We start from the raw sequence: 18,056 nt of genomic DNA, 5'->3' as shown, positions 1-18,056 counted from the left end.
ACCCATCCGATTTGAGGGATTAAGCCTTGACTTCCTGTTCATAGTAGGAAATGGTACGAGCCAAACCTTCCTGTAAACTCACAACAGGCTCCCATGCTAAGACTTGTTTCGTTTCCTCATTTGCCAATGTACTATGCACAATATCTCCTGCACGCTGCGGCTTGTAAATTGGTTCAAGATGCGACCTCGTCACCCGCTTCATCGTTTGAAACAGCTCATTCACAGTGATCGAATCACCACATGAAATATTTAAACAAACGTTTGATTGAGCTGTTAAAGCCGCAACATTCGCTGCTGCTAGATCACCTACATAAATGAAATCTCTTGTTTGTTCCCCGTCTCCGAAAATGAAAGGAGCCTCATCTTTTGCAAACTTATCAGAGAAAATAGAGACAACTCCACCTTCGCCAAGTGCGTCTTGTCGCGGACCATAAACATTGCTGTACCGAAGAATACAATAGTCCACATCATACAGTGATTTTGCCATTTCTAAGTATCGCTCTACTGTGAGTTTCGATAACCCATAAGGCGAACCAGGCTTTAGCCGGTGAGCGGTGTCTACTGGCAGATACACTGGATCTCCATAGACAGCTGCTGATGAGGCAAATACCACTTTCTTGACACCAGCCTCTGAAGCCGCTTTGATCACATGCAAAGATCCTTTAATATTCACTTCTTGATCATATATATAATCATTGACCGATACTGCGACACTTACTTGTGCAGCAAGATGAATGATGTAGTCTGGTGCGATTTGTTTAATGATTTCAATCACTTCTGGTTTTGTTACATCCTCTTCAATACATGGAACAGATAAATGTGCAATATTTTCCTTCCTACCTGTTGAAAAGTTATCAAGCACGATGGCTTCATATCCCTTTTCTATTAATTTTTCAACAGTATGTGAACCTATAAATCCACTACCTCCAGTAACCAATACTTTCTTCATCCAAGTTCCTCCTAAAATCAAGCTTCTAATAACATCTTAACATCCTGTACATGAGGACGACCGATCGAATGATAAATAAAACCGTTTTTTCTCATTTGTTCTGGTTCAAATATATTACGTCCATCAATGATAACTGGACGTTGAAGTAGTCTTCTGACTTTCTCCATATCCATTTTTAATACTTCTTCCCATTCAGTCAAGATTAAACAGGCATCTGAATGTTCTATTGTTTGATATAGATTGTCACTAAATATCGTTTGGTTCCCAAGGATCTTCTTCGCTTCTAAGTGAGCAATTGGGTCATACGCTTTTACATAAGCTCCTAGATCTTGCAGCATTGGAATAATATCAAGAGCAGGAGAGGATCTTAAATCATTTGTATTAGGTTTAAATGCCAATCCTAATACAGAGATCGTTTTCCCCTTTATTTCACCATAGACATCCATCAATTTCTTTACGAGATACGCTCGTTGATGTGTATTTGTTTCGACAACTGATTCAATTAGTTTAAAACGATAGCCTACTGTTTCAGCTATTTTTAATAGCGCCTTGGTATCTTTTGGGAAGCAGGAACCTCCAAACCCGACTCCAGCTTTTAAAAACTTCTGCCCAATTCGGCTATCTAGGCCAACGCCTTCTGATACTTTTTCAACATCTGCGCCCACCCGATCGCAAATATTGGCAATATCATTGATAAAGGAAATTTTGGTTGCAAGCATCGCATTTGCTGCGTATTTAATCATCTCTGCACTTTCTAGATTGGTTTCAACCACTGCTGTTTGAAATGGTTCATGTAACTCCTTAATGATCTCCAATGCATGAGAGCTTGTAGACCCTATGACCACTCGCTCCATACTCATCGTATCTTTAATAGCAGAGCCTTCTCTAAGAAATTCTGGATTTGACACAACGTCAAAGGGGTATTTACTTCGTGAAGCTTTCTCTACTATGGCCTTAACAAGACGACCTGTGCCCACGGGAACCGTACTTTTATTCACAATGACTTTGTATCCATTCAAGGATTCACCAATTGTTTGAGCGACGGCTTTCACGAACGTTAAATCTGCTTCCCCCTGTGCTGTCATCGGTGTCCCTACAGCAATATAGATAATCTCTGATTCCCTGATAGCGGCAGGAATATTGGTTGTAAAAAACAGTCTTCCTTCCTCCGTATTCTTTTCAATCAATTCCTTTAAACCCGGTTCATAAATGGGAACGACACCACTTTTTAAGCTGTTGATTTTTGATTCATCGATGTCACAGCAGATGACACGATTTCCGATATCAGCAAAACAAGTACCCGATACTAACCCGACATACCCTGTTCCAATCACAGCAATTTTCTTCAACATTTTTCATCCTCTCAGTAAAAGCATATTGTCCGTTCCAAGCGGTTTATCTATCTATCATTCTTTGCACATTTCATCTTGTTTAAACGATGGATATTGATTGATTAAGCACCTTTTCATATTGCTGTATGAGCTGTTTCGCATTATTTGCTGATGAATATTCTGTGTGAACGATTTGATGAAGATCGTTCTTCACTTGCTCATTCCATCTGTTTTCATAAAGATAGGCGTGAATGGCCTCTTTTAACTGATTCGTCGAACGCGGATCAACGAGCAGGTGTTGATAGCTAGAAAATAAAGATGGGAGACCACCGACTCGTGTCGCAATGACAGGTACTTTTAAAGCAAGCGCCTCTAGGACGACGGTAGGCATTCCTTCACTATAGGAAGGAAGTGCAAACAGATCAGCTGCCATTAAGTAGTCTTTCACCTGCTCATTCGGCACCTGTCCTGGGAGTACAATGGATGCTCCAGCCCGTTCTTCCAGCTCCTTTACAAGGGGGCCTTTTCCAACAAAGACTGCTTTCACACCATCCATGCCGCTGACAGCATCAGCTAATTCAAGTAAGCCCTTCTCTTTGACTAATCGCCCGACGAAGACAACGAGCTTGTCGTGAAGGGGTAAGCCTAACTTTTTCCTGATGCCTTGTTGATCTTCTTCCGTTTTAGAAAATGACTGAAGCGGAATACCGAGCGGGAGACATTGCGCTTCCACCTTTGTCATGTCATTTGTCTTTTTAGCAAGCTCCTCGCTCACCGTCAGAACAGCAGATGCCTGTTTCACCGCCGTTTCAAAGGCTGCATGTGCCCCTTTGCTATAGCCCGGATACACGTTCACATCACTGCCATGTAAGGTCAAAAGATAAGGAATTTGCGTTTCTTTCTGAATCACAGCCGCCGCTCCGCCAGACGGCATCGCAAAGTGCGCATGGATAAAATCTGGTGACAGCTGAAAACGCTGCATGGCGCCTAGAACAGAAGCCGCTATTCGTTTACTCGGCTGTGCCCATTTCAGCTGTCCAGGGAGCGCTGTATAGGGCGGCCTGTATACTGTCACTCCGTTTCTCACTTCCTGTTCAAGCAGATTTTTTTTCTGCCGATAGGACGCCTTCAGCATCCGCAAAACCGGTGGAATTACCGGATTGGGACATACGACGGTCACTTGTATTCCTTGTTTGAGCAGCTCTTGCACTTGCGTTTCATGGAATACACCTTCACTTGGATGTTTTTCACTAGGATATACACTTGTCAGCCATAGCACCTTCATGACGAACGACCTCTTCTCAATAATTTAACTGCCACCTGCGGATACATTTTGATGAGCAGCAAGCCATACAATGCAGCACTGACACAAATCGTCAATCCTAATTGAAGTAAAATATCCGCTGACGTCAGCTTCATGCCTTGATGCAAGAAAACCGCACAGGCGGCCATCAACAGCGTCATGACAGCAGGCTTTCCAAGTGATTTTAAATACACCTTCATATCAAGCTGAATGACATACGCCATGAGCCATCTGCCAACAATAAAGTTGAGCAGGCTGACACCTGAGTAAACCCAAGCTACTGTGAGCAGACTGCCTGTGCTGACACCTGCATATAAGGCGCATCCATACACGATGAGCATCCCCGTATCCCAATAAAAGGCTAAGTCCGCTCTCCCTTTGGCAAGAAGTATTGAACCGTTTGGATTCATCAGCACACGCAAAAGGCCGACAATGCACAAAATGTTAAGAACCGGAACGGCTACGAGCCATTTCTCTCCAAACACTACTTCTATAAAGCTATCTGATACGGCAGCAAGACCGATTAATAATGGAAAACTAATCAATGCGAGCATATTCGTCATACTGAGGAAGCCCTCTCGCAGCATGGAGTGATCACGCTGACTTTTTGCGAAAACAGGGAAAGCCACTCTCGTCACGATTGGGTTAATCTTCAGCACCGGGATCGTTACAATTTGATACGCCAAGCTGTAAATACCTAATGCTTCTGCTCCAAGAAAACGGCCAATTAAAATCATGTCTATGTTCGATCCTGCTCGATTGACCAGTCTGGATGCGAGCTGGAATGCTCCAAATGAGAAAAATTCTTTCACTTCCCCTAATGCAAAAACAGGTGCTGGGCGCCACTTCTTCCAATAAGCTGCGGCATACATTAGCCCTTTTCCTGATTGCAGCAGCACTTGAGAAATGACATAGGCAATAATCGGATTGATGAAGAAGGCCAAAGCGAGTAAAACAAACAGCGATATCATGGTTGCAATGGCTTCAATGGTACTTAATGTTTTAAAGGCTAAGTCCTTTTGCATCATGTATTGGTATTGCTGGCCAATTGGTGCAATCAGAAACATGATGGATAATAGTTTGAGCAAACCCTCCAGCTCTGGCCGGTTATAAAAGGCGGCAATCATTGGGCTTACTAGAATGAGTAAACAGAATAAGACAATTCCAGTGAGCAAATTGATCCAATATAATGTAGATAATTGACGTTCTGTTGTTTGTTCCTTTTGGATGATCGCTGCCCCAATCCCTAGATCAAGTAAAATCTGCGTAAATATTGTGACAGTTGTGATCATGCCAACGAGTCCAAACTCCTTCAGTGACATCACGTTCCCTAAAAAAGCGAACTGTGCGATTTGGATAATCGTAATGATGAATGCGGACAAGCTTGTCCATTTTGCCCCGCCTAGCATGCGTTTTTTCATACTTGCCATTTCTCTTCCCTACTTTACTTATCTGGCTCCGTCACCCGTCATGATGACTTTTAACGTTTTTACCATAATCTTCGTGTCGAGAGAAAATGTCAAGTTTTGAATATACTGTAAGTCGTGCGTTAATTTTTCGCTCGGACTCATTTCATATCCGCCATTTACTTGAGCAAGACCTGTCAATCCCGGCTTGACCGCTAATCTTTTCGTAAAACCTGGAATCGTCCGATTAAATTCTGCGGTAAACATCGGTCTTTCCGGCCGCGGACCTACGATACTCATTTCTCCTTTTAACACGTTGATAAATTGCGGAAGTTCATCGATTCTTGTTTTACGAATGAAGGCTCCCACTTTGGTGATACGCGGGTCATTTTTTTGTGCCCATTTCGCTCCTCCGCTTTCAGCGTCGGTTCTCATCGATCTGAGCTTCCATAATTTAAAGTAAACACCGTCTTTCCCGACCCTCTCCTGCATATAAAAGGCTGATCCCGGTGTTTCCAGCTTAATCAAGAGAGCAAACAGCAAAATGATTGGCGTACTCAACATCAATCCGATGAACGAGAACATTAAATCTATGAAACGTTTTGCAAATAAATAACGAACCATATGTTCTGTTAAGGCAAAAGAGTGGTTTCGTCTCACTTCATATTCTCTATAAAGATTCATCGCTTTCTCTGCACTCACTGACCTGCACCTCACCATCTAAAGTAGTTGTTGTGTAAAGAGATGTTCTATGAAAGTCAGTTTATCAGAGCAACATTAAGCAAATGTAAATGCGCTGTTAAGTCTTGTAAAACTGTGTTAAGAATGTGCACTTATATCAAGTTATGCCCTTTTCAACGTAAAAAAGACCCGCAATTCTGCGGGTCTCCGGGTCTTTCTTTATTTTGCTTTGACGGATTCGATGGTTTTTAATCGAAGGGTTCCGTTTGCATCTTTTGTATAGGTTACTTTCACTTTTGATTCTTCTTTTAAGCTGTTCACTTGTTTAGAAAACGCATTTCCGAACTGAATAGCTACTTCTTTGCCATCAATGTTCACAGCAATGGTATGTCCATCAGCCAAACCGACATATGTGCCTTCTTTGGTGACTTCATTTTTCTTATTTGTTGTTGATTCTTTCTTTGTTTTAGAATCAGCTTTTGATTGATCCTTAGCAGGTTCTTCTTTTGTGATTTCTTTACTTGAGCTGTCTTTTGCCGCTTCATCAGATTGACCAGCTTGCTCTTCTTTTTGAGCAGCTGTTTCTTTGCTTTGATCATCTGCTTTTTCATTAGATGACTGATCTTCTGTTTTTTCCTCTGAAGCATTTTCTTTCTTTTGATCAGCCGCTTCGGTTGTTTCCTTTTTGCTGTCATCCTTATTGTTGTCGCTTGATTGATTTGTTGTGCCGCATGCTGTAAGTAATACACCTAGAAGCAATACTAGAAACGGCATTGTGATTAATTTTTTCAAGATCGTCACCTCTTCATGATTTGTCGATTTGCTGTCGCTTGAAGATTCATGCGTAAACCATTCACCTTCTATGTTTCAATTATAACAAAGATAACCAAAAATGAAATGTATTTTTAACTTGACACTCATCCGTCAGTTCATCTTGTGTCAAAATAAGAGAATGCCAGAAGCAAGTTGATCTCTTGTAGCAAGATCATGATTAGTACATACATTTGATACCATATGAAAACATCTACTTTAAAATAAATTCTTGCTCTTGTACGATTGATCAAAAAGGCTGCCGAGAGACGTTCTCGAGCAGCCTAAGAGGAGCAACTTAGGCATCCCTCATGTTTATGTTTTCTTATTTAAAATAACCTGACACACCACTTGAAATACCTGAAGCTAATCGATCTTTATATGTCGCCGATTTCAAAATATTTGAATCAACTGGGCTAGTGATAAAGCCAGTTTCAAGCAAGACACTCGGCATCTTTGAATACTTAATAACATAGAAACCTGCTGTTTTCACACCACGATCTCTTGTACCTAGTGCACTAACCATTTTAGGCTGGATGTTTTGCGCAAGTTTCAAGCTGTTCGAAGCCGCATATGTTTTGTCATAATACGTTTCTGTTCCATTTGCGCTGCTGTTGTCATTTGCATTCGCATGGATACTAATAAAGATATCTGCGTTCGCAGAAGCACCTTTACTTACTCGCGTTTGAAGACTGTCAAATGTATCTGATGTACGTGACATAACGGGCAGTGCTCCAGAACTATTTAATTTTGTATTGAGACGCTTAGCGACATCAAGGTTCACGTTCTTCTCAAGAAGACCATATCCAGTGGCACCAGAATCTTGGTTTCCATGTCCAGGATCAATAAACACTTTCTTCCCAACAACTGGACTTTTCAATTGGGAAATCACAGTATTCGTCACAGTTGATGTACCACCTAGAACACTAAATGAAGTGATCTTCTTTGAACCAATGATTTGTCTAGTTGCTTTCGGTAATGTTTTTTCATTTGTGAAAATAAAAGCTTTACCTTGCTTAGCAGCAATACTAGCTCCTGAAGCGGCATCCGCATAGGCAAAACCATTACTAATATACGTATTACTTGTACTCATATTGTATTTCTTTACAATATTTGCTGCGACTTCATAACGATTTGCTCCGCCAATTCTTCCAGGTGAAGGCAACTTAGCATAAGCTGATTTATTTACACTAGACTCCCCACCAATGACAATGGTCTTTTTAATCCCTCGGCTTTTCATCACCGATGAAGTTTCCGAACGTAAACCTTTATCATTTGTTAATAAGATTGGATAGCCTTGCTTTGCAGCATAAGGTGCAATCGCAACTGCATCTGCATAAGCAAAGCCGTTTGCTACAACAGCCGTACTAGAGCTTTTCATTTGTTTGGCGATATTTGCTGCTAAGTCATAACGGTTCTTACCACTAATACGTTTCACAGAGATACCCATTGATTTTAGCTGAGTTGTCACCTTGCTAGAGACACTCTTTGTTCCACCGAGAATAGTCACATTCTTTGTTTTTAGACCTTGAAGGCCTTTTTTTGTATCTGTAGATAAACTGCTACTGTTTGTAAAAAGAACAGGTGCATTTTTTTGGTATGCATAAGGAACCGCACTTAATGCATCCGCATATGCATCTTTCCCTACAAGAACAGCCGTGCTTGATGTTGCCCAGCCTTTTTTCGCCGCATTCACCGCAACAACATACCGGTTCTTTCCATCAATTCTTGTGACTGAATTGTCAGCAAGTGCAGATGGAAGAAACAAACACATGGTTATTACACTTAAAAATACAACTTTTATGATAGAGCGCACGTTTATAACCTCCTTTGATGTTTTAATTTGTTGTTAATTTTGCACCCGGATAATAGAATGACAAAATACTTGAGTATGAGCTTCCTGATTCAGCTCTCATTTTCGCTCCATATTGGCTCATCCCAACTCCATGTCCATATCCTTTTCCTGAGATAGTGAAATCATTGGTGTTGTTCTTCACCGAAGCATACGTGCTTTTTAAATTAGTGGCACCAAGTATTGATCTAAATTCAGTCATTTTAAAGCTAAGTGTCGCTGATTTATTCATACTATAGGAACCCGTTTTATTTTTTAAGTGATAGCTGACTTTCAAAGAGGCTGTTTTTGCTCTCTGCCCTTTTGTTTTTCCAGAAAAGGTTACACTAGAAATATTAGCTATCTTGATGTCTGAAGCTGACGTTTCTTTATTTTTTAGAATCCAGCTCTTCAAGCCTTTCAACTGACTTGCATTTGTTTCTGTTGTCTTACTCCACCAAGATGCTGGTGATGACGTACTTAGTGATGTACTCAATTGTTTTTTTGATAGTTTAAGTGTCCAAGCATTCTTTGGATCTTTTGTATCTGTTTTTGCGACCAGGTAAGGAAATGCACTTGACCATACTTCTTCACTAGCCTCAGTGTAGCCCCCATTACTAGAATAATAGGTTGCAGAAATCAGTTTATTATTATATTTTAGTACCTTGCCTTTTGTAGCATCTACAGCTTTCGTAGAGTTTGTATACCAGTTAAATCCTCCATATACTTGGAATGCTGTAGTATCTGGTACAACCTTCCCTATACTGTTTACAGAATATGTACGTGCTGCAACAGCCTGTGCTTTTAATGCCTCAACATGCCAGCTTGCTGGCATTTCATTCGGTACAACCCCTTTAAGATAATCTTCAAAAGGGATGTTTTCATTTGTTGGTCGAATATAGCCTGATTCTACAGCAAAATTCATGTTCCCCAAGTATGCTTTCCCAGCAACTCGAATGACATTTGTAGTTGAATATTTCTCTGGAACAACTCTTACTGAAGATCCAAACGTCTTGATGCCTTTGATTGAAATTTTCCCGTTAGAAACATTCAATTGATAATCCTTATTATTCTTCAAATAAAATTCTTTTGATAATTTTGCTTGTACACTTGCTGAAATGGATTTTATTCCGCCAGACAATTGAAACGAGTACGTCCCCTGTTTTTTGACAATTGATGTCACAGGTGATGTTAGACTATTTTCTTTTACAAGTACCATTGGGCTGTTATTCTTGGCTGCTAAAAGCGAAAATGTAATAGCATCTGTAAAGATAGAACCATTTGCTAGGTATAGCTTATTAGCATTCATGTTTAATTCAGTTACAATATTTGCTGAGACCTCATATCTATTTGCTCCACCTATTCTTTTCACTGTGGACGTTTTTTTAATTTGAGATTCAACTTTTTTACTAACACTCTTTTCTCCACCAACAATGACAACATTTTTTGGAAGTTTGTAAGTTGGTAAACTGTCTTTCTTCGTTAACAGAATAGGATAGCCGTTTCTTGCAGCGTATGGTGTTACTGACGCACTGTCAGTAAAAATGCTTCCTGTTGCCACTATAGCTTGACTATAGTTCCCCATCTCTTTTGCGATATTTTGGGAAACGGCGTATCGGGATTTACCACTGATTCTTTTGATCTTTCCGTATTTCTTCAATGTTTTCTCAGTTGCTGAAGAAACACTTGTTGTACCACCGATAATGAGAATATTATCAGGACTCATTTTTTTAATTTGCTTTTCAGTGGTTTTTGTTAATTTTTCGGCATTCGTATATAAAATAGGTGCATTCAACTTATAAGCTAAAGGTGTAGCGGAAATAGCATCTGCAAACGCGTCACGATTTACAATGACAATGGTAGATGGATTTTTCCAACCTGCTGAAGCGATACTATTGGCTACCTCATAACGGTTCTTACCATCATATCGAGCGATTGAAGATACATTTGTACCAGTTACTTTGTATAAGCCTGATGATGATATGTTAAAGTTGGTTTTATTCCCAACATAGTTTGATAATTTAACAGAAATTGTTGAGCTTGCCGCTGCAGCATCATTTGGCATAAATACAAGCAATAGTAAGATGAACGTTGTAAAAGTTAGACTTAATTTTTTCAATTTAATGATCCCACCAACTCTCTATTGAACTTTTTTAATTTCTTGGATTTCCTTTTGACCACTGTCATTGATAAAGTAAGAGATTTCTACTGTGTCTCCTGGTTTGAATTCATTTAACACATCTTTAAAATTATCCGTAAATTCATAGCTTAAGGTCGTATTCACTTTTTTCACTTCGACTGTATGTGCATCAGCCATTCCAATAAATTCAGCTTTTTCTTCCAGCACCTGAGGAGTTGAACTGCTTGTCTTGTTTTCTCCCGAGGACTGCTCAGCCGTTCCACATGCTGTGAGCACGATACCAAGTAGTAGTATTAAGAACGGTAAAACGACGATTTTCTTCATTTTTTTCACCTCATGTCTTTGTATCGTCTTATAACTTAATATTTTAAGGTAAATTTAAGGTTTTTTGAAACCTTTTTTTTGTTACAACGTCTATATCTAGGTTCAGAGTAAAAAAATAACTTGTTTATCAAGATTCGTAAACCTATAATCATGGAAGAATCATAGAAAAGGTGAGGGACATTATGAGAGCTGAAAGAAAACGAAAGAAAAAGAAGGTTCTTTGGATTGTTTTATCGATTATTGGCTTATTCGTATTAGCAACTGGCGGATATGCATATCATCTTTGGAATACAGCAGCATCAACCGTGGCAGGCATTCAGGAGAATTTAAAGAAGTCAGATAAGCGTGACAAAGATGTCGATTTAAATAAGAAAGACCCGATTTCTATTTTAGTCATGGGTGTGGACGAAAGAAAAAATGACCGAGGCCGTGCGGATACATTAATATACATGACCGTTAACCCAAAAACCAAAACGACCGAGATGGTGAGTATCCCGCGTGATACGTATACAAAAATTGTCGGAAAAGGCACAATGGATAAAATCAACCACTCCTATGCATTCGGCGGCACACAAATGGCAGCAGATACAGTAGAGGAATTGCTTGATGTACCTGTTGATTACTTTGTGAAAGTCAATATGGAAAGCTTTAAGGATATTGTCGATACACTTGGCGGCATTACAGTGAACAGCACATTTGCTTTCAGCTATGACGGCCATTCATTTGGTACAGGAGAAATTAATCTAAATGGTGATCAAGCCCTTGCCTACACAAGAATGAGAAAGCAAGATCCAAAGGGTGACTTTGGACGTCAGCAAAGGCAGCGCCAAGTCATTGAAGGCATCATTGCAAAAGGGGCAAACATTTCATCTATTACGAAGTTCGGCGATATGTTCAAAGTCGTGGAAAACAATATGAAGACCAACATGTCATTTGATGATATGTGGACGATGATGAATGACTACCGTGACGCAAGACAGCGTGTGGAGCAGCATGAGCTGAAAGGAACAGGCGCACGCATCAATAACATCTATTATTATCAGCTTGATGATAACAGTCTGGCTAAGGTGAAGAAGGAATTGAAGGAAAGTTTGGAAGCCTCATAATTAAAAAACACCTTTCATTAGACTGACATAGCAGAATGAGACACAAATAAAACACCCTTATTAGGCTGACATGCTACCAAATGTTTTTGGTGCGTGGTAGCCTAATTTTTCTTGGATACGCTCTTCATTATAATACTTGATGTAACGGTCGATTCGTTGTCTGACACCTTTTTCTGATATAGAGTTGAACTTTGTAAACATAAATTCCTCTGATTTTAAGCTAGAATGGAATGATTCAATTACTGCGTTATCCCAACAGTTACCTCGTCTGGACATACTGCTTGTGAGGTTCCTTGCCCCCAGCTCCTTTTGATATGCTTACGAACTGTATACACTTCTTTGATCTGAATGCACAAGTACACCTTTAGGAAAATTTCTTTTCTCTAAAGCCGCCCTCAATGTGTCCAATATGAGTGACGTCTGTTGGTGGTCATCTAGGGTATAGGCAACAACTTCGTTGTTGTACAAATCCATAATGGTCGAAAGGTAGAGCGTTCTCGGTCCATACTGAATATAAGTAATATCTGTTACCCATTTTACATTCGGGTGTATTGCGGTGAAGTTCCGATTTCATATATTTGAGGCAATGATGACAGATTCCCCTTGTGATTTCCATTTCCTTTTACGCTTCACACGACATTGAAGATGGTATTTTTGCATGATACGCTGTACAGTATTTCGGTTTCGTTTGATACCATATTGACGCTGAAGTAGCTTTCGGATCTTACGGTGCCCGTACCGGAACGATGTTTCGGTACATAAGGTAATAACAGCCTTCTCCACTTGTTATTTTTTACGTATTCCTTCGGATACCCAACGATAATAGGTCGATCTGGCGACCTGCAAAATACTTAAGACAGACGTTACTGTATATTTCTCCCTTTTATTTCTCGATCAAATACAAGGTTACTCCCTTTTCAACCCCTCTACGATCTCCAAATACTTTTTTAGAATTTCATTCTCCATCTTAAGCTGTTCAACCTGCCTATTCACTTTTTCCTCTTTGGATACATTGTCAGGTCCATGCCCGAAGCTATATTGTTTTCCGATTGGCTGATCGAATTGATGTAACTGATTTCCTCGATACCACTTCATCCATGTTTTAATCTGAGATACATTCTTGGTATGATATTTATCCATAATTTGTTGATTGGTAAACTGTCCGCTTAATTTATCTTTCACAACCGCCCATTTTATTTCAGCTGAATATTTGTTTTTTTTCATAAAAAATACCCTCCAAATCAGCACTTAGTTTAAGTGTATCACTTGAAGGGTGTTTTTTTATGTCCCATTTGACTAGGTTAGTCTACATGGAGAAAGGTGTTTTCTTTTTAAAGACTTTCTTTTTGCTCTAATAAGATTGCATCCACTACTCTTTTACTCGACTGACCATCCAAATCATCAAAGAAGTAATGTACAAACGAATCTAACTTCTCGAATTCATACTGATTATTTTTAACAATTGACACTAGCTCATTACATGTTTTAGCAAGTGGTCCTGGAATAAAGGAAAAATACTCATAATAAAAATCACGTGTCCTAATATACTCGTCCACATCATAGCTAAAGAAAATCATTGGTTTTTGCAGCAATGCATATTCGAAACAAACAGATGAATAGTCACTTATCAGAACGTCTGCAATTAAAAGCAATTCATTAATCTCTCTAAAATCAGAGAAATCATAGAAAAATTCACTATATTGATAAGGAATGTTTATTTGATTTTTAACAAAAGGATGAATCTTAAACAAAAAGACATATTCATCATTCAGCTCTTGATAGAGCTGATCATAATTTAATACTTCAAACGGATAATGTGCAGACTGCTGACCATTCCCTCTAAATGTCGGGGCAAATAAAATCACTTTTTTCCCTTTTAAAAAAGGATATTCTTCATATAATCTAGATCTGACTTCTTCTTTTTTTAATTCATCGAAAAAAAAGTCTGTTCTAGGTATTCCAGTCGGAATGACATTTTCAATATCTACCCCAAAGCCTTCCGCATAATGCTTGCGGATATGATCAGAACTGACAATAACCTTTGTATAATTCTTATGATTTTTTGATGTTGGTGACGGTCCGCCTGGCAGACCTATTCGGCTGTAACCAAACGTCTTAAATGCGCCCACTGCATGCCATAATTGGACAAGATCCGCGTTTTTACGAATTTTCAATGGATAGATGATTGGGTAGAAATCATCGATTAAAATATGCCGACTTGTAGCAAAATGATAAGCCATTCGTATATATTCCGCTATGCTTTTTTTAGTATTAATGCTTTCTTTTAAGAAAAACTGAAAATTAAACGTTTCTTCTCTATTTAAAAGCTCTTGATAGACAAATTCAAAGTTTCCTGATAAATCAATGCGGCTATCAGACGCGAAAGTGATTTTCTTCTGTTGTAATGGCAGGAAACAAAATAGTTGATATAAGATTTGAAACATTACACGCTTCATTTTACGCATGATTCGATTTTCATTTTTCATAGTAGTTTCTATTGCACCTTGGTCAATTTCTTGGAGTTTATGGGATGATACATGTGCGGTTTTTTCCTCTTCATCATATGTGACAATGAAATTATATTTCACTCTTTTCTTAGCTGAAAAGTGTTCCATTTTCGTAGCATAGATATCCTGCTTCAGAAATTGATTGATGTTGCCCAGCGTGTGGGTCTCATGGTACTTGATATTATTTTCATCTAGCACTTCTAATTCTAAATATAAATGAAAGTTTCCCTGCGGTAATGGCTTCCCCGTATTTACCTTTGAAAAGTTTATTTCCTGGTAGAAACCAGCCCATTCATATTCTTCTGAAAGCCCTAGCCTTTGTCTATTCGTTTCGTTTAATCTTTGATTTTTTAAAGGAATGGATTTTATAATATCCCCTTTTTGAACAATCAATAACTTTTTTCTTACTGTATCTTCCCTTTGTAAGGGAATGTCATTAATGTACATATATCCCTCAATCGTTAAAAATGATTCATTCCATTGAAACTGTGTGATTGCTCTTTGAGGAATATTTTTATTCACGATTACATCTTCTGCTTTATCGAACAGTGAGAATACCTTTTCTTCACTCACTTCCTCTACATGGTCAAGATTTTTTTGAACACTCCTTTTCTTAAATAGTGTCCCTAGTTTAAATTTCAAAAACTCTCTCTCCTTCATTCGTTGTTTCATTTATTAAACTTAGTATTAGTGAAACAACTCGCTCTGTAGAATGTCCATCACAACGATTCATGAAACGATCTGAAAATGAATGATAATTCATTTGTTTTTCATGTAACTTTATATTCCTCAAATCCTCTATCAGAGGCTCTACTTTAGTTCTTATAGGTCCTGGTGCAAACTCTGGAAATGAATAATAAAAATCTCTTTCCTTCACATAAGTCTCTAAATCAGGACAATAGAAAAACATTGGCTTATTCAAAAGACTATATTCAAAAATAACTGAAGAGTAGTCTGTAATCAATACATCAGAAACAATCATTAATTCGTACAAAGAAAACTTTTCAGATAAATTGACATCTCCAAAAACACCTTTTTGCATATAAGGGTGAACCTTAATTAAAAACTCATAATGCTCCCTGCTCAAATGCTTAAAAAGCGTTTCTTGATTCAATAGAAATTGCTCACCATATTGTTTATTTACTCCTCCTCTATAAGTTGGAGCGTATAATACTTTCACTTTATTCTTTAATTCGGGATATTCTTTATGAAACCTCTTTTTCACTTCATGTATGTGTTCTTCAGAATAGAAAAAATCTGTTCTCGGGACACCTGTTGCCAAAATTTTCTGCTTTGGCATATTGAATGCTTCAGAAAATGGAGCAATTGCTTCTACTGAACTAACAATTGCATAATCATAATTAGAATGAACAGGAACTATTTTTAAATATTCAGATGAAGGTCCTCCCTGTTTGTCTTTAATACTGTGACCAAATTTTTTAAACGCACCACAGGCATGCCAAATTTGAACTACCTTTGTTTCCGGCCGCTTTTTAATTAAATAAAGAGGATAATAGTAATCATCTAATAAGAGCACCTTACAAGTAGCAATGTGATACAGAGATTTGAATAAATAAAGAGTATAGTAAAGCTTACCCAAAAACCCGCCTTCCGACTTTCTAAATAAGAGAATAATCTTCAAACGGGGGTGACTTTTCAATTCATCATAGACGTTTTTGAAATTTTCGTTTATCTCATTATCTCTATAAGAAGCAATCACAATTTTATGCTGAATCACTTGACATAACTTAGAAAAAATCGTATAGACTATTTGGAAAAAGAATTTCAGAATTTTTGTCATGTGCATCGTTTTTAGATTTCCCATTTCATGATTGTTTTCCCCCAAGAAGAAGTCAGATCTTCTTCAAATGCCTTTCCAATGTCCTCTATTCTTCTCACTGTATGGACTGTTCCAATCAATGTCTCCAAATAATCTATTATCTCAGGAAATTCATTTAGTAGATTTACTGTATTTGCAAAATCTTTACTACCACTTCTACTGCTTCCAATGAGAATAATTCCTTTCTCAAGAATCATTCTTGTGGCAACCTTCACAGGGTATTCAGACACACCTAATAAAGCAACAGAGGCCTCTGGTTGAGTGAAATCAATAATTTGTTCAATTGCACTTTCACTGCCACGTCCACCGACGCATTCAAATGCATGATCAACACGAACTTCTTTTGGGATGTCATTAATTTGGTAAACTTCATCAACAAAAGAGAAATGCTCTAGCTTATATTGGTTTTTCCCAAAAACGTATACTCTACAAGTTGGATAACGTTTTTTTAGAATTAAGGAGGTAATAAATCCTAGATTACCATCGCCCCAAACCCCAAATACATCTCGCTTTTGGTGAGCCACTCTTTCAAATCTACTCATCGCATGAACTGCAATAGTGATCAATTCAATAAAAGCGGCAACATGAAGGTTCATTTGCTCCGGTAAAGCTACAAGGCGATCTGGGTTCATGAACATATAATCCTGCATAAACCCATCAAAACCACTTGATCTAAAATAGCTTGAGCGCAAGTAGTTTTCTGCAATAAATTCATTTTCTTCATTTGGTATATTCGGAACCATCACCACATTTGTGCCAACTTTGAACGTCCCTGTAGGATCATACATTACTTTCCCTACACCCTCATGAATCAGAGCCATCGGAAGTTTTTTATCCATTGCTTCCTTCCCTCTTGTTCCTGTAAAATAGCGCTGATCTGCGGCACATATTGACAGATGGGTCGGTCTAACAACGACTTGGCCAGACGTAAATTCCTTGTCCTTATAAGTCACTTCAAATTGTCTAGCAGAAACCAATCGATATGTTTGATTAATCATTTTTTATATTCTCCTGTAAAATAGCATTCGCCACTTTTAAATCGTATGGTGTCGTTACTTTTATATTAAATACCTCGCCACGAACTAAGTTCACTTTCTGCCCTGCTAAAATACAAATTTTACAAGCATCTGAAAGCACTTTTTTCTGTTCTTCTGTTAGTTCGCCATACAGCCGTTTTAAGAGAGATATCTTAAAACTTTGAGGTGTTTGGCCTTGATACATGTTGTCACGTACAGGTATATCAGTGATATTTGCACCGTCTTCTGAAGTCACAATTGTATCTATAGCAGGTATAACAGTATCGACAGCATCATGTTCTAGAACGGCATTGATATTTTCCTCAATAATTCTATGGGTTAAAAATGGTCTTACTGAATCGTGTGTAACAATGACATCATCAGAATTTAGTCCATACTCTTTTTCAATAAAACGAACCCCACTCATGATCGATTCGTTTCGATCTATTCCACCCTCGATTACTACTAATCTATCATCAGCATGTATGTATTTTTCCAGTATATTCTTCGTATGGTTAATCCATTCTTTAGGAGTTACAATGATAATTTTTTCAAAACGATCATTTAATAGGAATTTTTCAACAGTGTGAATAATGATAGGGCGATTATTTAACGGCAAGAACTGTTTTGGCATATTGACATTACCCATTCTAGAGCCTTTCCCACCAGCTAATATTTCTGCATAAATCATACTTAATACCCCTCTCAATCATGTCAAATAAAAAATGGCAATATTTCAATATGAATAGATTGTAAATTATATTACAAAAAAACCATTCATATCTTAATATATGCCATTATAATACCACATT

Annotated in this window: 14 protein-coding genes and 1 pseudogene; 1 reads left to right on the top strand and 14 read right to left on the bottom strand. The window is 38.2% G+C overall.

Annotated features, from left to right (window positions below):
* Positions 1-19: 19 nt before the first annotated feature.
* The 9 genes from C6347_RS02560 to C6347_RS02520 form a co-directional block, all read right to left on the bottom strand.
* On the bottom strand, positions 20-949 hold the full coding sequence (locus C6347_RS02560; protein WP_066031677.1) for an NAD-dependent epimerase/dehydratase family protein: 930 nt from the start codon (positions 947-949) through the stop codon (positions 20-22).
* A gap of 17 nt (positions 950-966) precedes the next feature.
* The gene (tuaD, locus tag C6347_RS02555; protein ID WP_066031676.1) at positions 967-2,301 is read right to left on the bottom strand and encodes a UDP-glucose 6-dehydrogenase TuaD; all 1,335 of its coding nucleotides are present in this window, start codon (positions 2,299-2,301) and stop codon (positions 967-969) included.
* A gap of 79 nt (positions 2,302-2,380) precedes the next feature.
* Positions 2,381-3,565, bottom strand: coding sequence for a teichuronic acid biosynthesis protein TuaC (gene tuaC, locus C6347_RS02550; RefSeq protein ID WP_106071365.1), 1,185 nt, complete (start codon positions 3,563-3,565; stop codon positions 2,381-2,383).
* Positions 3,562-5,013 carry a teichuronic acid biosynthesis protein TuaB gene (tuaB, locus tag C6347_RS02545; protein ID WP_066031674.1) on the bottom strand — a complete coding sequence of 484 codons (1,452 nt, stop codon included), beginning with the start codon at positions 5,011-5,013 and terminating at the stop codon, positions 3,562-3,564. Before tuaB ends, tuaC begins: the two co-directional genes overlap by 4 nt.
* Positions 5,014-5,031: 18 nt before the next feature.
* Positions 5,032-5,691 carry a sugar transferase gene (locus tag C6347_RS02540; protein ID WP_066031673.1) on the bottom strand — a complete coding sequence of 220 codons (660 nt, stop codon included), beginning with the start codon at positions 5,689-5,691 and terminating at the stop codon, positions 5,032-5,034.
* Between the two features lie 198 nt (positions 5,692-5,889).
* Positions 5,890-6,462 (bottom strand): prolipoprotein diacylglyceryl transferase, encoded by a 573-nt coding sequence (locus C6347_RS02535; RefSeq protein WP_066031672.1) that lies wholly within the window; start codon positions 6,460-6,462, stop codon positions 5,890-5,892.
* 343 nt (positions 6,463-6,805) lie between these two features.
* Entirely contained in the window at positions 6,806-8,296 is a 1,491-nt protein-coding gene (locus C6347_RS02530) for an N-acetylmuramoyl-L-alanine amidase (protein WP_066031671.1), read from the bottom strand.
* Between the two features lie 22 nt (positions 8,297-8,318).
* Entirely contained in the window at positions 8,319-10,430 is a 2,112-nt protein-coding gene (locus C6347_RS02525) for a SpoIID/LytB domain-containing protein (protein WP_066031670.1), read from the bottom strand.
* Positions 10,431-10,451: 21 nt separating this feature from the next.
* Positions 10,452-10,775: a LytA gene (locus C6347_RS02520; RefSeq protein ID WP_066031669.1), complete on the bottom strand. Its 324-nt coding sequence runs from the start codon at positions 10,773-10,775 to the stop codon at positions 10,452-10,454.
* Positions 10,776-10,957: 182 nt separating this feature from the next.
* On the opposite strand from C6347_RS02520, the gene tagU reads away from it, so the two are divergent.
* Positions 10,958-11,881, top strand: a complete 924-nt coding sequence (gene tagU / locus C6347_RS02515; RefSeq protein ID WP_066031668.1) for a polyisoprenyl-teichoic acid--peptidoglycan teichoic acid transferase TagU — start codon at positions 10,958-10,960, stop codon at positions 11,879-11,881.
* A 60-nt stretch (positions 11,882-11,941) separates the two neighbouring features.
* On the opposite strand, the pseudogene C6347_RS02510 reads toward tagU, so the two are convergent.
* From C6347_RS02510 to C6347_RS02490, 5 genes and pseudogenes are all read right to left on the bottom strand, one after another.
* A pseudogene (locus C6347_RS02510) lies at positions 11,942-13,105 on the bottom strand (IS3 family transposase).
* 107 nt (positions 13,106-13,212) lie between these two features.
* Positions 13,213-15,030 (bottom strand): CDP-glycerol glycerophosphotransferase family protein, encoded by a 1,818-nt coding sequence (locus tag C6347_RS02505; RefSeq protein WP_223254327.1) that lies wholly within the window; start codon positions 15,028-15,030, stop codon positions 13,213-13,215.
* Entirely contained in the window at positions 15,020-16,213 is a 1,194-nt protein-coding gene (locus C6347_RS02500) for a CDP-glycerol glycerophosphotransferase family protein (protein WP_081311473.1), read from the bottom strand. The genes C6347_RS02505 and C6347_RS02500 overlap by 11 nt, the downstream gene beginning before the upstream one ends.
* Positions 16,201-17,226 carry a ribitol-5-phosphate dehydrogenase gene (locus tag C6347_RS02495; RefSeq protein WP_066031664.1) on the bottom strand — a complete coding sequence of 342 codons (1,026 nt, stop codon included), beginning with the start codon at positions 17,224-17,226 and terminating at the stop codon, positions 16,201-16,203. The genes C6347_RS02500 and C6347_RS02495 overlap by 13 nt, the downstream gene beginning before the upstream one ends.
* Entirely contained in the window at positions 17,219-17,935 is a 717-nt protein-coding gene (locus C6347_RS02490; RefSeq protein WP_066031663.1) for an IspD/TarI family cytidylyltransferase, read from the bottom strand. Before C6347_RS02490 ends, C6347_RS02495 begins: the two co-directional genes overlap by 8 nt.
* Positions 17,936-18,056 lie beyond the last annotated feature (121 nt).

It is taken from the genome of Bacillus sp. NMTD17 (assembly GCF_002998735.1).
In the GTDB taxonomy this organism is placed as follows: domain Bacteria; phylum Bacillota; class Bacilli; order Bacillales; family Bacillaceae; genus Bacillus.
Note: the sequence above shows the minus strand (reverse complement) of the source record. Positions and strands in the feature narration are given on the sequence as shown.

Excerpts from the sequence above, each read along its gene's own strand:
- tuaC (WP_106071365.1), bottom strand. The coding sequence starts at position 3,565 with ATGAAGGTGCTATGGCTGACAAGTGTATATCCTAGTGAAAAACATCCA.
- C6347_RS02495 (WP_066031664.1), bottom strand. The coding sequence starts at position 17,226 with ATGATTAATCAAACATATCGATTGGTTTCTGCTAGACAATTTGAAGTG.
- C6347_RS02500 (WP_081311473.1), bottom strand. The coding sequence starts at position 16,213 with ATGGGAAATCTAAAAACGATGCACATGACAAAAATTCTGAAATTCTTT.
- tagU (WP_066031668.1), top strand. The coding sequence starts at position 10,958 with ATGAGAGCTGAAAGAAAACGAAAGAAAAAGAAGGTTCTTTGGATTGTT.
- tuaB (WP_066031674.1), bottom strand. The coding sequence starts at position 5,013 with ATGGCAAGTATGAAAAAACGCATGCTAGGCGGGGCAAAATGGACAAGC.
- tuaD (WP_066031676.1), bottom strand. The coding sequence starts at position 2,301 with ATGTTGAAGAAAATTGCTGTGATTGGAACAGGGTATGTCGGGTTAGTA.
- C6347_RS02560 (WP_066031677.1), bottom strand. The coding sequence starts at position 949 with ATGAAGAAAGTATTGGTTACTGGAGGTAGTGGATTTATAGGTTCACAT.
- C6347_RS02490 (WP_066031663.1), bottom strand. The coding sequence starts at position 17,935 with ATGATTTATGCAGAAATATTAGCTGGTGGGAAAGGCTCTAGAATGGGT.
- C6347_RS02520 (WP_066031669.1), bottom strand. The coding sequence starts at position 10,775 with ATGAAGAAAATCGTCGTTTTACCGTTCTTAATACTACTACTTGGTATC.